The following is a 17,243-nucleotide window of genomic DNA, read 5'->3' on the forward strand; positions in this document are numbered from 1 at the left end:
TAACAATAAACCCGCGCGGCGCAAACAAAAAAAAGCCCGCGCACTGCGCGGGCCTGATAAACATCGAACGTTATTTTTTACGCGCGTATTTCAGCGAATCCAGCGCAACGGCGAAGATAATAATGGCGCCCTTGATAATGTACTGCCAGTACGGGTTCACGCCGATATAGGTCAGCCCGTAGTTAATCACCGTAAAGATGATAACGCCGGTAACCACGCCGAACACGGTACCCACGCCGCCGCTGAAGGAGACGCCGCCGACGACGCAGGCCGCAATCGCATCCAGCTCGTACATAAAGCCGAGGTTGTTGGTAGCGGAGCCAATTCGCCCTGCCTCCAGCAGCCCGCCGAAGGCGTAAAACACGCCGGACAGGGCATAAATCATCAGCAGGTTAAGACCCACGTTAACCCCGGAAACCTTCGCCGCTTCCGGGTTGCCGCCGATAGCAAAGATGTTTTTGCCGAAGCGGGTTTTGTTCCACAGGATCCAGACGAAGAAGACGGCAATCAGCGCGTAGAAGGTGATATACGACAGGCGGAACGTCCCCAGCGCAATAAACCCTTGAGCGAAGTGCGAGAAGTGGCTGTCGAATCCGGAAACCGGCGAGGCGCCAACAAAATCGTAGTACAGGGAGTTGATCCCATAAACGATGATCATGGTACCCAGGGTGGTGATAAACGGCGTCACGTTAAGGTAGGCGATGATAATACCGTTAATCAGGCCAATCACCGCACCAATCGCGCACACCAGCAGGATCACTAGCGGAATTGGCATGGTTGCCATATCCGGGAAGACCTTGTTGGCGTTATCCACCGCCTGCAGCATCGTTGCGGCGATAACCGCCGCCAGGCCAACCTGACGTCCGGCTGACAGGTCGGTGCCCTGAGTCACGATGAGCCCCGCGACGCCCAGCGCGATAATAATACGCACCGAGGACTGGGTCAGAATGTTACTTAAGTTGAGTAAACTTAAGAAGGTGGGATCCTGGAAAATAATAATGGCCAGCAGGACCAAAAGAACAACGTAAATCCCACCATCCTTCAGGTAGGTGAGAAAACTCTTTTTATTTAATGCGCTCATCGCAAGCCCCTGATCTTAAAGATGCAACGACGCAAGACGTAAAATTTCGTTTTGCGTAGTGGTTTTTGTCTCAACAATTCCGGCAACGAGACCGTTGCTCATTACCAGAATACGGTCAGTAATACCCAGCAGCTCCGGCATCTCGGAGGAAATAATAATGATCCCTTTCTCTCTTTTGGCCAGCTCGGCAATCAGCTGATAGATTTCAAACTTAGCCCCGACGTCAATCCCGCGCGTCGGTTCATCAAGCATCAAAATCTCCGGCTGGGTTAACAGCCAGCGGCCGATAATAACCTTCTGCTGGTTACCGCCGGACAGCGAACCAATTTGCGTATGCTGTCCTGGGGTCTTCACGCGCATGGAGTCAATAACCCACTGGGTATCGCTTTTCATGCGCGAGTTATCCAGCAATCCGATCCTGTTCTTATATTTCTTAATATTGGAGATCAGGGAGTTAAAGCCGATATCCAGATAAGCGTAAATCCCGGTAGAGCGGCGCTCTTCGGTCACCAGCGCAAAGCCGTGGTTAATGGCTTCGTTGGCGCTATGGTTATTAATTTTCTTACCGTGGAGCTTAATCGTCCCGCTGGCCTTTTCGCGAATGCCAAATAGCGTCTCAACGATATCGGTACGCTTGGCCCCCACCAGCCCGGCCACGCCGAGGATTTCGCCCTTGTGCAGGTCGAAGGAGACGTCGCGGATTGACGGCTGACGCAGAGACGTCAGGTTGCGCACCTCAAGAATCACCTCGCCCGGCGTATTTTCACGGTTTGGGAAACGCTGGTTCAGAGAGCGGCCGACCATCATGGCGATGATCTTATCCATGTCCAGTCCTTCCAGCGGCTGGGTGGCAATCCACTGACCGTCGCGCAGGATGGTTATCTCATCGCACAGCTGGAAAATCTCTTCCATTTTGTGGGAGATATAGACGATGCCGCAGCCGCGTTCTTTCAGCTTACGGATGATCTTAAACAGATGGTTGACCTCTTTTTCGGTCAGCGACGACGTCGGCTCGTCCATAATGACGATTTTGGCGTCATAGGAAAATGCCTTCGCAATTTCAATCATCTGCATTTGCGATACCGATAGCGTCCCCACGCGCGCGCGCGGGTCAATATCAATATCCAGTTCATCAAATATCGCTTTGGTATCGCGATACATTTTGTCCTGATCGACAAACATGCCCTTGGTGGGATAACGCCCCAGCCACATGTTGTCCATTACCGAACGTTGTAATACTAAGTTTAATTCCTGGTGAACCATTGAGATGCCGTTTTCCAGGGCTTCTTTAGCCGAATGGAAGTCGATCTCTTTTCCCTGAAAAAGAATGCTGCCGGAATCCTTTTGATAGATCCCAAAAAGGCATTTTAATAATGTCGATTTCCCCGCCCCGTTCTCGCCCATTAATGCATGAATAGAGTGAGGACGGACCTTCAGGTTGACATTATCGAGTGCCTTGACGCCAGGAAATGATTTGTTGATGTTGCTCATTTCCAACAAAAATTCACCCGACCGTTCGCTATTATTACTGACCATAGTTATACCTGGCTGCGTTCATGCACACCCTCAGCTGACGAATTAGCGCCAAAATAAGGGTCTGGTTCTGTATCAGGAATAATCGGGCGTAGCGGCTCGCGATCCTTCAGGCTGCCATTTTACCGGCGACGTTGATCTCAACGCTTCCCGAGTGATTTTATTTATCGCTGATACGCCCGTACATCTACTCGATGAATATCGAGCTGCGAAATGGTATTCACCCGCAGCTCGAAACCGAGTACTAAATATTATTTGCCAATAAACTGGCTCAGATTGTCTTTATCTACGCCAACGTAAGGAACGCGAACGATTTTATTTTCAATCTTCCAGCTGGTGCCTGCAGCAGGTTCTTTACCGGCTGCCAGGTTTCTCGCCAGATCGAACGTGGCTTTTGCCTGGTTATTAGCATCGTTCAGCACGGTACCGGCCATCGCACCGGATTTAACCAGCGCCAGCGCTTCTGGTAAGGCATCGACGCCGAAGACCGGAATGCTGCTCTTGTTATGTGCTTTCAGCGCTTCTACCGCACCCATTGCCATCGCATCGTTGTTGGCGATAACCACTTCAATTTTGTTAGCGTTAGGGCCGGAGAGCCAGGCGTCCATCTTATCTTTCGCCTGAGCGGTATCCCACATCGCGGTATCCATCTGCAGCTGCTGAGTTTTCAGACCTTTATCATTCAGCTCTTTAATGACGTAGGTAGTACGCGCTTCAGCATCCGGATGGCCCGGCTCGCCTTTCAGCAGCACATACTGAATCTGACCGTCTTTGTTCAGATCCCAGCCGGCGTTGGCTTTCCAGTGTTTAGCAATCAGGTCGCCCTGGATAATACCGGACTCTTTAGAGTCGGTACCGACGTAAAACGCCTTGTCATAGCTGTCCAGCGCTTTACGGGAAGGCTCTTTGTTAAAGAACACGACCGGGACGTTCTGTCCGCGCGCTTTATCGATAACGGTGCCTGCAGCAGCCGGATCCACCAGGTTAATTGCCAGCGCCTTGACGCCTTTTGCCAGCAGGACGTCAATCTGATCGTTCTGTTTGGACTGGTCGTTTTGCGAGTCATTCATCAGCAGCTGAACGTCCGGCGCTGATTTGCCGTCTTTCTCAATGGCCTTACGCACCACCGACATAAAGTTGTCGTCATATTTATAAATGGTTACGCCGATGCGGGTATCAGCTGCGTGTGCCGCGGCGCCAAATAACATACTCGCCATAACTGCAGACAGGGTTAACACCTTCTTATTCATGGAATCTCCGGTTTTTTTTATGCAGGGTCATTGGTGTGAAAACGGCTGGCGGGAAGTTGTTACATTAACGTTACCGCACAACAAGGTTCACGACTGTAAATTCTGTCTTCCGTGTAGGGTAACGCTCCAAAGGTACGGCTTTACTCGCAGTTTAGCGCCTTGTTCCCGTTGTAAAAGTGATTAATCACCGTGACAAAATGGTCAGGACTGGTAAACGCGGCCATCATAATCAGTTGAATGTTAATATACTGTGAATTTACTCACAGATTGAAAGCGGTTACATCACTGCCCTTTTCAGTTAGTGATCGGCCCCACAATTTGCCGCTGGGTCACCGAATGGCGACGTACCAGAGTCGGCATAAAGCAGTGGCGGGCGTCATGGTCGAGTTTCCCCGCAGCCCCCAGCAGCGCCAGCTCGGTGGCCAGTTTTGCCATCGACATAATAGGATAGCGCACCGTCGTCAGCTGTGGGTCGGTGTAACGAGAAATAGGGATATCATCAAAGCCAATTAGCGACAGATGCTGCGGCACGACAATGCCGTTATCTTTCAGCGTGGTCAGCGCACCGGCCGCCATGCTGTCGTTGTAGGCGAAAACGGCGGTGAGGCCTAAATTACGCCCCAGCAGCTCGACCATTGCCGCCTCGCCGCCCTGCATATCCGGCGAGCCGGAGCCTACCCAGCTGTCGGGGGCAATAATGCTTTGTTCCTGTAACGCCCTGAACCACCCCTCCCGGCGCAGAGCGTCATCCTCAATGCCGTGATTTGATGAGAGATAGCCGATCCGCTGGTGGCCGTGGTTGAGCAGCATCCGCGTCGCCATCAGCGCCCCGCTGACGTTATCCAGACCGACGCAGCGGTGCGCGTAGCCGGGCACAATGCGGTTGATCAGCACCATCCCCGGAATATGCTGCATGAAATCGCCGAGCTCCTCGTCGCTCAGCGCCTTGGAGTGCACGATCAGCGCCAAACAGCGCTGGCGGATCAGCACTTCGATGGCGTTACGCTCTTTTTCCGCCTCATGGTAGCTGTTGCCGATCAGCACGTATTTCTGATGCTGCTGGGCCACGGTATCCACCGCCTTCACCAGCGCGCCGAAAAAGGCATCCGACACGTCCATCACCACCACGCCGATGGTATCGCTGACCTGCGTCGCCAGCGCCTGCGCGTTGGCGTTGGGCCGGTAGCCCAGCTGCGTTACCGCTTTCATTACGCTTTCGCGCGTATCCGGGCTCACCAGCGCGCTATTATTCAGCACGCGCGAGACCGTCGCGACGGAAACACCCGCCTGACGGGCGACATCACGAATGGTGATCATGCTCACCGACCTGTAGAGAATTGCAATACGTCACACCCACCTCCTGTGTTCAGCAAGGTGGCTATTCTGGCAGCGACGCGCGGCGCGCTACGTGAGTGAGGTCACACGCCTGAAAACGCTTACATTCATTTTGTTAACGATTGTGATCGAGATCGTTATCTGGATGTGTTCTTTAATGATGTCCCTGAGGCCCGCAGGGTGAGCTGACGCCACAGCCATTCAACCGGGCCCTGGCGGAAATGACGCAGCCAGAAGAGTGAGAAGATGAGGTTTACCGCCCAAACCGGAACGACGAAGGCCAGCAGCTGCAGGCGGTCGAACTGCATAAACAGGCCAAGGTGGTAAAAGAGCGTGGTGCAGATGAGGGTTTGTAGCAGATAGTTGGTCAGCGCCATGCGCCCGACGCAGGCAATGGCGGTCACCAGCCGCAGCTTACACAGCCAGGGCCAGAAGCCCCACGCCAGGGAAGCGTAGCCAATGGTTTGCAGCGGCGCGCCGAGCTCGCGCGGCGCCTGCAGCAGGAACGCACACCAGCGGGGATCCCAGTCGAGATACCACTGGGCGAAAATCGCCGGGATATTCACCGCCATTCCGGCGATGACCAGCAGGACGCCGGTGCGCCGGTAGTGGCTGAGGCTGAACTGCCCTTTTAGCCAGCCGCTGCGCATCAGGGCGGCGCCCATCAGCATCATTCCCGCCAGCTGCCAGCCGTACTGCGCGCCGAGCGCCAGCAGGTTATCCGACAGCATATCCGCGCGGTTGCTTATCGCTTCGAAGCCGCCGTTCAGCTTCCAGTACTGCTCATACTGCAAATTTGCCGCGTCGGGCACCCAGGAGCGATTCGGCGCATTGCCGGAAATGACGCCAAGCAGCACCAGCACCGCAACGCCGATGACGTACAGCATCACGCCGGTATTAAACAGGGATTTGAGGTGATGCGCGTCGCGAATCATTCTCCAGGCCACCAGCCCCACCAGCGCATAGGCCAGCAGGATATCGCCATCCCAGAAAAAGAGTCCGTGGATAAACCCCAGCAGCGCCAGCAGCGTCAGCCGCGACTGGATCCAGCGCTTGCCGCGAGGCAGCAGCATCTGAAGCCCGGCGCCAAACAGCAGAGCAAAGAGGGTTAAGAATTTCACCTGCGCCAGCAGGTCGAGAATCGCCCAGGTCCAGGCGTCGCTAACGGAAAGGCTCCCGGACCACGCCGGGTTGAGATAGGCCGCCTTCGGCAGGCCGAAGGCGTTAATATTCAGCAGCAGAATACCCAGGATGGCGACGCCACGAACGAAGTCCAGCGTGACGTTTCTTTCCATGTACCCTGCTCCGATTTTAGCTGTGGTGACGTACGGCGCGCAGGAACTCCTGGCGGGTATTCTGGCTGGATTTAAACAGGCCGCCCAACGAGGTGGTTGTGGTGGCGCTGGTTGCATCGCGAATACCGCGCGCCTTCACGCAGTAGTGCACCGCATCAATCGATACCGCCACGTTGCTGGTGCCCAGCAGGGTCTGCAGCGCGGTTAAAATCTGCTGCGTCAGCCGCTCCTGCACCTGCGGGCGCTGGGAGAAGAACTGCACGATGCGGTTGATTTTCGACAGGCCAATGACCGAATCTTTCGGGATATAGGCAACCGTCGCTTTACCATCAATCGTCACGAAGTGGTGTTCGCAGGTGCTGGTCAGGGTGATATCGCGCACGGTAACCATTTCATCAACCTGCATCTTGTTCTCGATGACGGTGATTTTGGGGAACCTGGCGTAGTCCAGTCCGGAAAAGATCTCATCGACATACATTTTAGCGATGCGATGCGGGGTTTCCATCAGACTGTCATCACTAAGATCAAGATTCAGCAGCTGCATAATCTCAGTCATGTGTCCGGCAATCAGACGCTTGCGAGTTTCATTATCAATTTCTTGTACTGGCGGACGCAACGGCGTCTCCAGCCCACGAGCGACCAGCGCTTCATGAACGAGTATGGCTTCTTTGCTCAGTGATGACATTTATGTTCTCCTGCAGGTGTGGCGCTCTTTGCTCTTCTGAGGGCAAAGTTTGCATGCATTGTGCGTGAGGTAGCGCACATAATCCAGTAGCCGAAACGATAATTATTGAAATTTGCGTTACCTATTGATAGTGCGCTTCCGGTCTCACCTCTTCCACGTCGCGCCTGTCAATCGTCTAACGCCCGCCAGTTGCCACTTCCCGAATAAAAGAACGACTTCGCGTCATTCTCAATAGCACAGCCGCCGGAGCATGTTGGCTAAAAGTTGCATTAATGATGCAATATGTTCCCGAAAGGAGAAAGTGAAAGTTGCTCACGAGTGTATGAAATATCTGTATGATGAAAAATTACGTCCACATACGCAGAATCACTCAGCGGCCGTTACCACTTATATCCGTAAAGTAGGGTCTGCAGACTCGCGTATCCCCTTTTCAGAGGAGCCCGGCATGGAATTGCTTGAAGAGCATCGCTGTTATGAAGGTCGGCAGCAACGCTGGCGGCATGACTCCACCACGCTGAACTGTTCAATGACGTTCAGCATCTTCTTACCTCCGCAGCGCGATACCGCGCCGCCGCCGGTTGTGTACTGGCTCTCCGGCCTGACCTGCAACGATGAGAACTTTACCACCAAAGCTGGCGCTCAGCGCATCGCGGCCGAGCTAGGCCTGGTCCTGGTCATGCCGGATACCAGCCCACGCGGCGAGAGCGTCGCCGACGATAGCGCCTACGATCTGGGCAAAGGCGCGGGGTTTTATCTAAACGCCACCGAAGCGCCGTGGTCCGCGCATTTTCGCATGTACGATTATCTTCGCGACGAGCTGCCGCAGCTGATTGGCGCGCAGTTTAACGTCAGCGATCGCTGCGCAATCAGCGGCCACTCAATGGGCGGTCACGGTGCGCTTATTATAGCACTGAAGAACCCTGGCCGTTTCGCCAGCGTGTCGGCCTTTGCACCGATCGTCAACCCTGCACGGGTGCCGTGGGGGCAAAAAGCGTTTAGCGCCTATTTGGGCGCCGACGAAGCCAGCTGGCAGGCGTGGGACAGCTGCGCATTGATGCAGGCCAGCCAGGCCAGCGACGCGATCCCCACGCTTATCGATCAGGGCGACAGCGACTCATTCCTCGCCGAGCAGCTGCAGCCGGCGGTGCTGGCTGAAGTTGCGCGTCAAAAGGCGTGGCCGCTGACCCTGAGAATTCAGCCCGGCTACGATCATAGCTACTACTTTATTGCTTCCTTTATCGAAGACCATCTGCGTTTTCACGCTCAATATCTCATCAAGTAAGACAGGAGGGCTGATGCCCTCCACCTTTACACACTCCTATCCTTCTGATTTTAAACTCATTTAACCCATAAAAAGTAAATACAAATGATTTCAATTATCATTAATGTTTACAAAATAACATTTTTTTGTACAATTCCTCCTTCTTCTCTCCATCATTCAGAGTTCTTACAAGACAAATAAATACGGTTCTCAGGGTTATCCCGATGGAGATTTATTCATTGAAATGGAATGTAAAAATGACTATACCTCGCGTTAAGGTACTGGCCGCCGCCATTTACGCAGCCACCATCTCACCGCTTGTTCACGCAGCTGATTCAGACACCATGGTCGTGACGGCCACCGGTTTTGAACAAAAAATCCAGAATGCGCCGGCCTCAATCTCCGTTATCTCCAAACAGCAGATTGAAGATAAGGCCTACCGTGACGTTACCGATGCGCTAAAAGACGTACCCGGCGTGGTGGTCACAGGTGGCGGAAGCAGCAGCGATATCAGCATCCGCGGCATGTCATCCCAGTACACCCTTTTCCTCGTGAACGGTAAGCGCGTCAGCACCCGCAGCACTCGCCCAAACAGCGATAACTCGGGAATCGAACAGGGCTGGCTACCGCCTCTGGAGTCCATTGAACGGATCGAAGTTATCCGCGGACCAATGTCCTCACTCTATGGCTCCGATGCCATGGGCGGGGTGATTAACATCATTACCAAAAAAGTCTCTAACACTCAGGCCTGGACAGGCTCGCTGCACGGCGACGGTACTTTCCAGGAAAACAGCGATTCTGGCGATCTGTTCCAGACCAACGTCTACGCTTCCGGCCCGTTAATCGACGGAGTGCTGGGAGCGAAAGTCACCGGCCTGCTCTCCCGCCGCGCGGAAGATAAAATCGAAAACGGTTTCAACGAGCAGAGAATGCGCAACGGCGGCGTCACGCTGAACTTCACGCCTGACGACAAAAACGACTTCGATCTCGACTACGCGCGCGAACTGCAGGACCGCAACAGCACGCCGGGAATGTCGATGGCGGAGGAGAGCTGCCGCGGCGATGTCTGTAAGCCAAACAGCAAAAGCGAATCCCGCTACGAACACACCACCTACTCGCTGACCCATAGCGGCTACTATGAGCACTTCAACACCACCAGCTATGCCCAGCAGGAAGAGACCAACAACCCCGGGCGCAAAATGAAGTCGTACAATACGACGCTCAATAACCAGAATCAGGTCTTCCTTGGCGATCACACCCTGACGCTGGGCGGACAGTATCGCTATGAAAAGCTCAGCGATAAAGGCAACCAGTTGGAAGCGGCGGATGGACTAAGTAAGCTGACTCGCTGGAGCTGGGCGCTGTTTGCGGAAGACGAATGGGCGATGACCGAGAGCTTTACGCTCACCGGCGGCCTGCGCATGGATAAAGATGAAAACTACGGCACTAACTGGACGCCGCGTGGCTATGGCGTATGGCATCTGGCCGAACAGTGGACGCTGAAAGGCGGCGTTTCCGCTGGCTACCGCGCTCCGGATCTCCGCCAGTCTTCCGCTAACTGGGGCCAGGTCACCGGCGGCGGTCGCCTTGACGGTATTATCGTAGGTAATCCGGACCTCAAACCGGAAAAGAGCCTGAGCGAAGAGATTGCTTTACTGTGGGATAACAACGACAACCTCAACGCCGGCCTTACGCTATTCAACACCGACTTTAAAAACAAAATTACCGAAGTGCGTCGCTGTAATAGCAAGTCCGACCCGGCCTGCACCATCGGCAATACCAGCTATGATTTCGTCAGCGATCGCGTCAACGTCGACAAGGCTAACATGCGCGGCGTGGAATCAACCTTCGGCTGGAAGATAACTCGCGATCTGAACTGGACGGCGAACTATACCTATACCCAGTCAGAACAGAAAAGCGGCCAGTTCTCCGGTAAGCCTTTAAATAAAATGCCGAAAAATATGTTCAACACCACCCTGGACTGGCAGGCCACGCCTGACGTCGGTTTCTGGAGTCGTTTGAACTTCCGCGGGAAAACCTCAGAGTATCTGAGCCGTACCTCGATGTCTCAAGGCACGCCGTCCTATACGCAGGTCGATCTTGGCTTACGCTACAACGCCAACAAAAACCTGCTGGTTTCCGCCGGGGTGTATAACGTTCTCGATAAGCAGATTGATTATGATACCTACGATACGGTACTCGATGGCCGCCGCTATACCGTGGGCCTGACCTATAGCTTCTGATGCTCTAACGATCTGAAGACGAAAAAAAACCCCGGGGATCCGGGGTTTTTTTATGGGGCAATCAATAGCCCTACTGCTTAAAACGCTGCGGGAACTTCATTTCGCTATAGCGGACAAAACGGGTGCCTTTGGCAAGCTTATAGCCAAACCAGATAACCAGGAACAGCGGAATACCGATATAGGTTGCCGCCACGCCGCCCCAGTCAATGGTGTCTTTCAGGAACGCTTCGTAGTTCTGGCCGAGGGTGATAATAAGGCACAGGACAAAGGCGAAGATCGGCCCAAGCGGGAAGAACCCGGAACGATACGGCAGATCGTTGATATCGTTGCCCTGCAGCACGTAGCCGCGGCGGAAACGATAGTGGCTGATGGCGATGCCCAGCCAGGCGATAAAGCCGGTCATCCCCGAGGTATTCAGCAGCCACAGGTAAACGGTCTGGTTGCCAAACATTGAGCTCAGGAAGCACAGCGCCGCCACGACCGTAGTGGCATACAGCGCGTTACGCGGCACGCCGCCGCGCGACAGCTTAGCGAAGATACGCGGCGCTTTGCCATCGCAGGCCAGGGTGTAGAGCATACGCGTGGAGGCGTACATGCCGGAGTTGCCCGCCGACAGCACCGCCGTCAGGATCACCGCGTTCATGATCGCCGCCGCAGACAGCAGGCCCGCATGCTGGAACACCAGGGTAAACGGACTGACGGAAATATCCTTCACGTCGTTACGCAGCAGGCTCGGATCGGTATAAGGGATAATCAGGCTGATGATTAAAATCGCGAACACGTAGAACAGCAGAATACGCCAGAACACCTGGCGCACGGCTCGCGGAATGTTCTTCTCCGGGTTTTCTGATTCACCCGCAGCGATGCCGATAAGCTCTGTGCCCTGGAACGAGAAGCCGACGATCATCGCCACGCCAATCATCGCCGCAAAGCCGCCGGCAAACGGCGCATCGTCGATACCCCAGTTGCTCCAGCCCGCCGGCTGCGCGCCTTCAAAAATGCCGACGATCATCATCACGCCAACAATAATAAAGATAATGACGGTGGCGACCTTGATCAGCGAAAACCAGTACTCTGCTTCACCGAAGCCTTTGACCGAGATCCAGTTCAGCAGGAACATAATGCCGAGGAACAGCGCGCTCCAGATCCAGCCCGGAGCGTCAGGGAACCAGTAGGTCATGACCAGCTGCGAGGCAACGAGGTCAACGGCGATGGTCACCGCCCAGTTGTACCAGTAGTTCCAGCCCAGCGCGAAGCCGAAGCCTTCTTCAACATAGTTCTGACCGTAGGTGGCAAAGGAGCCGGACACCGGCATGTACGCCGCCAGCTCGCCAAGGCTGGTCATCAGGAAATAGACCATCAGACCGATCAGAATATAAGAAAGCAGCGCGCCGCCGGGGCCTGCCTGGGAAATAGTTGCACCGGATGCAACGAAAAGACCTGTACCGATGGAACCGCCAATAGCGATCATGGTCAAGTGACGCGCCTTCAGTTCACGGCGTAGGCCGGGCGCTTCTGTGGTTTTAGTATCCGAAACCATGTGAAAATGCTATCCATCAAAAAAACGAGGCGAGATTGTAGCAGACGATCGGCGATCCATCCGGTACAAATACAAAGTTATAAGAGAGGTTCATGATCGAACATGGATTATTAGTAAAGCACTAAATCGCGGAATTGCCAGCAATAATCACCCGCCTCTCTTCAGGTTAGCGCGCTGGATCCACCATTTTCACACCTCGCAGTAGCGCAGAAAGCGCTGTAACGCTTTGGAAATATGCTTCTGGCGATGATGGATCCGCCACAGGGTGCGGGTTAACGGCGGCAGCGGCACGCTCAGCTCAACCAGCGATCCCACCTCCAGCTGTTCGGCGATAACCCGCCGCGAAAGGCAGCTGATCCCGAGGCCATGACGTACCGCATGCTTGATCGCCTCAGAGTTGCCAAGCTCCATCCCGAGATGAAACGCCGGCAGATGCGATAGCAGTAAATAGTCGACGATTTCCCGAGTGCCCGAGCCGTGCTCGCGCAGGATCCACGGCGCCTCCGCCAGCCGCTGCAGCGTCACTTCGCCCTCCAGCAGCGGCGATCCGGGGGCGGCAAATACCACCAGCTCGTCCGCCAGCCAGGGTTCGGCGATGATATCCGCCGCGTGGCACGGCCCCTCAATCAGCCCGATATCCACCCGCAAATCGGCCACGGCGTTAATCACGTCCTGGCTGTTGCCGACGCTCAGCTCCAGCGGCAGATCGGGAAAATCGCGGCGGTAGCGGGCAATAATTTCCGGCAATATATAGTTGCCGATAGTGCTGCTGGCATAAACGCGGATCGCGCCGTTATCGCCGCGAAACAGCTGCTCGATTTCAACCGCACGTTCCAGCAGCGCCAGCGCGCGCGGGTAGAGCAGCCTGCCGTGCTCGTTGACCACCAGCCGCTTGCCGACGCGATCGAAAAGCTGCACGCCCAGCTGCCCTTCCAGATCGGTCAACGCCGCGCTGACCGCCGACTGCGAAAGCGCCAGCATTTGCGACGCCTGGGTGGTTGAACCGCTCTTAAGAACTTCAGCAAAAACTTCCAGCTGCCGTAGCGTGATATGCATAACCCTTCCTTGCTCGTCTATCCGACATCACTCTTCGCCGTCCCGACCATCGGCGCGTAGCGCCGTACCGAGCCGCGAAGAGGCTTGTTTACCACTTATTACGATTGATTATAAATATATAATCAATTTTATATTTAAACCAGCGCGTCGTAATCTTTACGCAGACAAAGGAGAAGGTTATGACAGCACTCACTTTACCGACAAAACATCGCACACTGTGGCATTTTGTCCCCGGACTGGCGCTTACCGCCGTGGTGACCGGCGCAGCGCTCTGGGCAGGCAGCTTTCCCGCTATCGCCGGCGCCGGCTTCAGCGCCCTGACGCTGGCCATCCTGTTCGGCATGATCGTCGGCAATACGCTCTACCCCAAGATATGGCAACCCTGCGACGGCGGCGTGATCTTTGCCAAACAGCATCTGCTGCGTCTCGGTATTATTTTATACGGCTTTCGCCTGACGTTCGCGCAGATTGCCGACGTTGGGGTGAGCGGCATTGCCATTGACGTTCTGACGCTGACCAGCACCTTTTTTATTGCCTGCATCCTCGGGCAGAAAATCTTCGGCCTGGATAAGCACACCAGCTGGCTGATTGGCGCCGGCAGCAGCATCTGCGGCGCGGCGGCGATTCTGGCAACGGAACCGGTGGTGAAGGCCGAGGCCAGCAAGGTGACCGTCGCCGTGGCCACGGTGGTGATTTTCGGCACTCTGGCTATCTTCCTCTATCCGGCGATGTATCCGCTGCTGGCGCACTGGTTTACGCCGGAAGCCTACGGCATCTATATGGGCTCGACCATGCATGAGGTGGCGCAGGTGGTTGCCGCAGGCCATGCGGTGAGCCCGGAGGCTGAGAACGCGGCGGTGATTGCCAAAATGCTGCGCGTCATGATGCTGGCACCGTTCCTGCTGTTCCTCGCCGCCCGCGTTAAGCAGCTGACCCCGGCCGGCAGCGGTGAGAAAGGCAAAATCACCATCCCGTGGTTTGCCATTATGTTCATCCTGGTGGCGGTATTTAACTCCTTCCACCTGCTGCCAAAAGCGGCGGTCGACGCGCTGGTGACGCTCGATACCGTGCTGCTGGCGATGGCGATGGCCGCGCTGGGGTTGACCACGCACGTTAGCGCGCTGAAAAAAGCCGGCGCCAAACCGCTGCTGATGGCATTAATGCTGTTCGTCTGGCTGATTGTCGGCGGCGGCGCGATTAACCTGGCGGTCCACGCCCTGATGGCCTGAGCGTAAGCAGCCAGACCAGATCATTCGTTGATGTAACTCTTCGGTTAAGCCGCTATCATTACCCACCCCGCAGCGGCTTAACTGGAGTTTTTTATGAAATATATTGGAGCGCACGTCAGCGCCTCCGGCGGAGTGGCCAATGCCGCCATTCGCGCAGCCGAAATCGGTGCGACCGCCTTCGCCCTCTTCACCAAGAACCAGCGCCAGTGGCGCGCCGCGCCGCTGAGCGACGAAACCATTGCTGAATTCAAAGCCGCCTGCGAAAAATACCGTTTCGCTCCCGGGCAAATCCTGCCGCACGATAGCTATCTGATCAACCTCGGCCACCCGGTCGAAGAGGCGCTGGAAAAATCCCGTGAAGCCTTTATTGATGAGCTGACCCGCTGCCAACAGCTGGGGCTGACGCTGCTGAACTTCCATCCCGGCAGCCATCTGCAGCAGATACCGGAAGAGGAGTGCCTGGCGCGCATTTCCCGCTCGATTAATATCGCGCTGGAAAAAACCGCAGGCGTGACCGCGGTTATCGAAAACACCGCCGGTCAGGGCAGCAATCTTGGGTTTAAGTTCGAACATCTCGCTGCCATTATCGACGGCGTGGAGGATAAATCCCGCGTCGGCGTATGTATTGATACCTGTCACGCCTTTGCCGCCGGATACGATCTGCGCAGCGCCGAAGAGTGTGAGAAAACCTTTGCCGATTTTGAGCGCATCGTCGGCTTCAAATACCTGCGCGGGATGCACCTCAACGATGCCAAAAGCACCTTCGGCAGCCGCGTCGACCGCCACCATAGCCTCGGCGAAGGCAATATCGGCCACAACGCTTTCCGCTGGATCATGCAGGACAGCCGCTTTGACGGTATTCCGCTGATCCTCGAGACCGTTAATCCCGATATCTGGGCGGAAGAGATTGCCTGGCTGCGGGCGCAGCAAACGGCGGAAGCGTCGGCCTGAGGTCGATGCCGGGAGAATCCCAACTGCTAAAAAAAGAAAGGGCCGAATTATCGGCCCTTTTGCTTATCAAGGTCTTACTCAGGCCGCTTTTTCAACCGCCTGCACTTCCGGACGCTTCAGCACCGCGTAGGAGAGACCGGCAACCAGCGTACCGGCAATAATCGCCAGCAGGTAGCCGAGCACCGGCGTAATGGCGCCTGGGATCAGCAGAACAAACAGACCGCCGTGCGGCGCCATCAGTTTGGCACCAATGGCCATGGAGATGGCACCGGTTACCGCCCCGCCGACGATACAGCATGGCAGAACGCGCATCGGGTCACGGGCGGCGAACGGAATCGCCCCTTCGGAGATGAAGCACAGTCCGAGAACCAGGGCCGCTTTACCGCCTTCGCGCTGGCCTTTGTCAAACTTGTTGCGCGCAACCAGCGTGGCGATACCCATCGCCAGCGGTGGAACCATACCCGCCGCCATAATCGCCGCCATCGGCGCGTAGGTCTGGGTACTCAGCAGTCCGACGCCAAAGGCGTACGCCGCTTTGTTCACCGGACCGCCCATATCGGTACACATCATTGCCCCGAGGATGGCGCCCAGCAGGACCGCGTTAGCCGTCCCCATAGTTTGCAGCCAGTGGGTCAGGCCCGCCAGGATACCGGCAACCGGCTTGCCGATCAGGTAGATCATCGCCAGACCGACAATCAGGCTGGAAACCAGCGGAATGATCAGAATCGGTTTCAGCGCTTCCATGCTCGGCGGCAGCTTCAGCTTCTTGCTGATAAGCTTAGCCACGTAGCCGGCGAGGAAGCCCGCAATGATCCCGCCGATAAAGCCGGAACCGCCGCTCACCGCCAGCATACCGCCGATAAGACCCGGCGTCAGGCCCGGACGGTCGGCGATGGAGAAGGCAATAAAGCCCGCCAGCACCGGAACCATCAACGCAAAGGCTGAACCGCCGCCGATCTGCATCAGCGCCGCCGCCAGCGTATCCTTCACTTCAAATGCTTTAATCCCGAAGGCGAAGGAGAGCGCGATACACAGGCCGCCCGCTACCACCATCGGCAGCATGTAGGAGACGCCCGTCAGCAGGTGACGATAGGCGCCGCCGCCCTCTTTCTTCGCGCTATCCGCCTGCTGTCCGCTCTGCCCGGAAGGCTGATACGGTTTGGCTTCCAGCTGCGCCTTTTCAAACTCCTGGGCGGTTTTCTTCAGCGCCAGGCCGGTCGTAGTGCGATACATTGGCTTACCGGCAAACTTCGCCAGGTCAACTTCAATATCCGCAGCAACGATAACCAGATCGGCCTGCGCCACCTCTTCTGGCGTGATCTCATTACCCGCGCCGACGGAGCCGCGCGTTTCAACCTTCACCCACCAGCCGCGTTTTTTCGCTTCGGTTTCGATAGCTTCTGCGGCCATAAAGGTATGCGCTACGCCGGTTGGGCAGGCGGTAATAGCAACAATACGTTTCGGGCCGCTAGCCGCAGCGGCTGCGGGTGCCGCAGTTGGCGCAACGTAAGGCGTGGCATGGCTTTTCGCCTCGCCGAGGAACAGCTCCGGGTGGGCGACGGCGCGGTTAATATCACCGAGGTACACCTTTTTACCGTTCAGCGCGCTGTCAGCAGGCAGCGTTGAGCCGAGGACGATAGCCAGCTCTGCATCGTTCGGGTTATCAATCAGTTCGAGTTGCGCTTTTTGCGCCGCGGTGCCCAGCAGGGTTTTCGCCATATAGGCGCGAGCCTGTCCGAGTCCGGCATCAATAATCAGCAGCGTTTTCATTATGCCTCTCCTGC

Annotated in this window: 13 protein-coding genes; 4 read left to right on the forward strand and 9 right to left on the reverse strand. The window is 55.8% G+C overall.

Features of this window, described 5'->3' with window-relative positions; genetic code table 11:
• Nucleotides 1-70: 70 nt before the first annotated feature.
• The 6 genes from mglC to folE form a co-directional block, all read right to left on the reverse strand.
• Nucleotides 71-1,081 (reverse strand): galactose/methyl galactoside ABC transporter permease MglC, encoded by a 1,011-nt coding sequence (mglC, locus tag M2416_RS22320; protein ID WP_076945737.1) that lies wholly within the window; start codon nucleotides 1,079-1,081, stop codon nucleotides 71-73.
• Between the two features lie 15 nt (nucleotides 1,082-1,096).
• On the reverse strand, nucleotides 1,097-2,617 hold the full coding sequence (gene mglA / locus M2416_RS22325; RefSeq protein WP_041146478.1) for a galactose/methyl galactoside ABC transporter ATP-binding protein MglA: 1,521 nt from the start codon (nucleotides 2,615-2,617) through the stop codon (nucleotides 1,097-1,099).
• A gap of 248 nt (nucleotides 2,618-2,865) precedes the next feature.
• On the reverse strand, nucleotides 2,866-3,864 hold the full coding sequence (gene mglB, locus M2416_RS22330; RefSeq protein ID WP_045855878.1) for a galactose/glucose ABC transporter substrate-binding protein MglB: 999 nt from the start codon (nucleotides 3,862-3,864) through the stop codon (nucleotides 2,866-2,868).
• A gap of 294 nt (nucleotides 3,865-4,158) precedes the next feature.
• Nucleotides 4,159-5,181: an HTH-type transcriptional regulator GalS gene (gene galS, locus M2416_RS22335; RefSeq protein WP_041147704.1), complete on the reverse strand. Its 1,023-nt coding sequence runs from the start codon at nucleotides 5,179-5,181 to the stop codon at nucleotides 4,159-4,161.
• Between the two features lie 155 nt (nucleotides 5,182-5,336).
• Complete coding sequence (yeiB, locus tag M2416_RS22340) at nucleotides 5,337-6,494, reverse strand: DUF418 domain-containing protein YeiB (protein WP_259226850.1); 1,158 nt, start codon at nucleotides 6,492-6,494, stop codon at nucleotides 5,337-5,339.
• A gap of 16 nt (nucleotides 6,495-6,510) precedes the next feature.
• Nucleotides 6,511-7,179, reverse strand: coding sequence for a GTP cyclohydrolase I FolE (gene folE / locus M2416_RS22345; RefSeq protein ID WP_041146481.1), 669 nt, complete (start codon nucleotides 7,177-7,179; stop codon nucleotides 6,511-6,513).
• Between the two features lie 445 nt (nucleotides 7,180-7,624).
• Between folE and fghA the strand changes: the two genes are divergently transcribed.
• Both fghA and M2416_RS22355 read left to right on the forward strand, forming a co-directional pair.
• Nucleotides 7,625-8,461 (forward strand): S-formylglutathione hydrolase, encoded by an 837-nt coding sequence (gene fghA, locus M2416_RS22350; protein ID WP_076945739.1) that lies wholly within the window; start codon nucleotides 7,625-7,627, stop codon nucleotides 8,459-8,461.
• 236 nt (nucleotides 8,462-8,697) lie between these two features.
• Complete coding sequence (locus M2416_RS22355; protein ID WP_076945740.1) at nucleotides 8,698-10,683, forward strand: ligand-gated channel protein; 1,986 nt, start codon at nucleotides 8,698-8,700, stop codon at nucleotides 10,681-10,683.
• Between the two features lie 70 nt (nucleotides 10,684-10,753).
• On the opposite strand, the gene M2416_RS22360 is transcribed toward M2416_RS22355, so the two are convergent.
• Entirely contained in the window at nucleotides 10,754-12,223 is a 1,470-nt protein-coding gene (locus M2416_RS22360) for an amino acid permease (RefSeq protein WP_076945741.1), read from the reverse strand.
• 189 nt (nucleotides 12,224-12,412) lie between these two features.
• A complete protein-coding gene (gene yieE, locus M2416_RS22365) occupies nucleotides 12,413-13,279 on the reverse strand; it encodes a DNA-binding transcriptional regulator YeiE (protein ID WP_076945742.1) in 867 nt (288 codons plus the stop codon).
• Nucleotides 13,280-13,458: 179 nt separating this feature from the next.
• Here yieE and M2416_RS22370 point away from each other — a divergent pair, with 179 nt between their 5' ends.
• Entirely contained in the window at nucleotides 13,459-14,508 is a 1,050-nt protein-coding gene (locus M2416_RS22370; protein ID WP_259226853.1) for a YeiH family protein, read from the forward strand.
• Between the two features lie 93 nt (nucleotides 14,509-14,601).
• Nucleotides 14,602-15,459 (forward strand): deoxyribonuclease IV, encoded by an 858-nt coding sequence (gene nfo / locus M2416_RS22375; RefSeq protein WP_259226855.1) that lies wholly within the window; start codon nucleotides 14,602-14,604, stop codon nucleotides 15,457-15,459.
• A 78-nt stretch (nucleotides 15,460-15,537) separates the two neighbouring features.
• On the opposite strand, the gene fruA is transcribed toward nfo, so the two are convergent.
• Complete coding sequence (gene fruA, locus M2416_RS22380) at nucleotides 15,538-17,229, reverse strand: PTS fructose transporter subunit IIBC (protein ID WP_259226856.1); 1,692 nt, start codon at nucleotides 17,227-17,229, stop codon at nucleotides 15,538-15,540.
• Between the last annotated feature and the right edge of the window lie 14 nt (nucleotides 17,230-17,243).

It is taken from the genome of Klebsiella sp. BIGb0132 (genome assembly GCF_024810075.1).
GTDB lineage: Bacteria > Pseudomonadota > Gammaproteobacteria > Enterobacterales > Enterobacteriaceae > Klebsiella > Klebsiella terrigena.

Coding starts and splice junctions, on each gene's coding strand:
- mglC (WP_076945737.1), bottom strand. CDS start 1,081: ATGAGCGCATTAAATAAAAAGAGTTTTCTCACCTACCTGAAGGATGGT.
- mglA (WP_041146478.1), bottom strand. CDS start 2,617: ATGGTCAGTAATAATAGCGAACGGTCGGGTGAATTTTTGTTGGAAATG.
- mglB (WP_045855878.1), bottom strand. CDS start 3,864: ATGAATAAGAAGGTGTTAACCCTGTCTGCAGTTATGGCGAGTATGTTA.
- galS (WP_041147704.1), bottom strand. CDS start 5,181: ATGATCACCATTCGTGATGTCGCCCGTCAGGCGGGTGTTTCCGTCGCG.
- yeiB (WP_259226850.1), bottom strand. CDS start 6,494: ATGGAAAGAAACGTCACGCTGGACTTCGTTCGTGGCGTCGCCATCCTG.
- folE (WP_041146481.1), bottom strand. CDS start 7,179: ATGTCATCACTGAGCAAAGAAGCCATACTCGTTCATGAAGCGCTGGTC.
- fghA (WP_076945739.1), top strand. CDS start 7,625: ATGGAATTGCTTGAAGAGCATCGCTGTTATGAAGGTCGGCAGCAACGC.
- M2416_RS22355 (WP_076945740.1), top strand. CDS start 8,698: ATGACTATACCTCGCGTTAAGGTACTGGCCGCCGCCATTTACGCAGCC.
- M2416_RS22360 (WP_076945741.1), bottom strand. CDS start 12,223: ATGGTTTCGGATACTAAAACCACAGAAGCGCCCGGCCTACGCCGTGAA.
- yieE (WP_076945742.1), bottom strand. CDS start 13,279: ATGCATATCACGCTACGGCAGCTGGAAGTTTTTGCTGAAGTTCTTAAG.
- M2416_RS22370 (WP_259226853.1), top strand. CDS start 13,459: ATGACAGCACTCACTTTACCGACAAAACATCGCACACTGTGGCATTTT.
- nfo (WP_259226855.1), top strand. CDS start 14,602: ATGAAATATATTGGAGCGCACGTCAGCGCCTCCGGCGGAGTGGCCAAT.
- fruA (WP_259226856.1), bottom strand. CDS start 17,229: ATGAAAACGCTGCTGATTATTGATGCCGGACTCGGACAGGCTCGCGCC.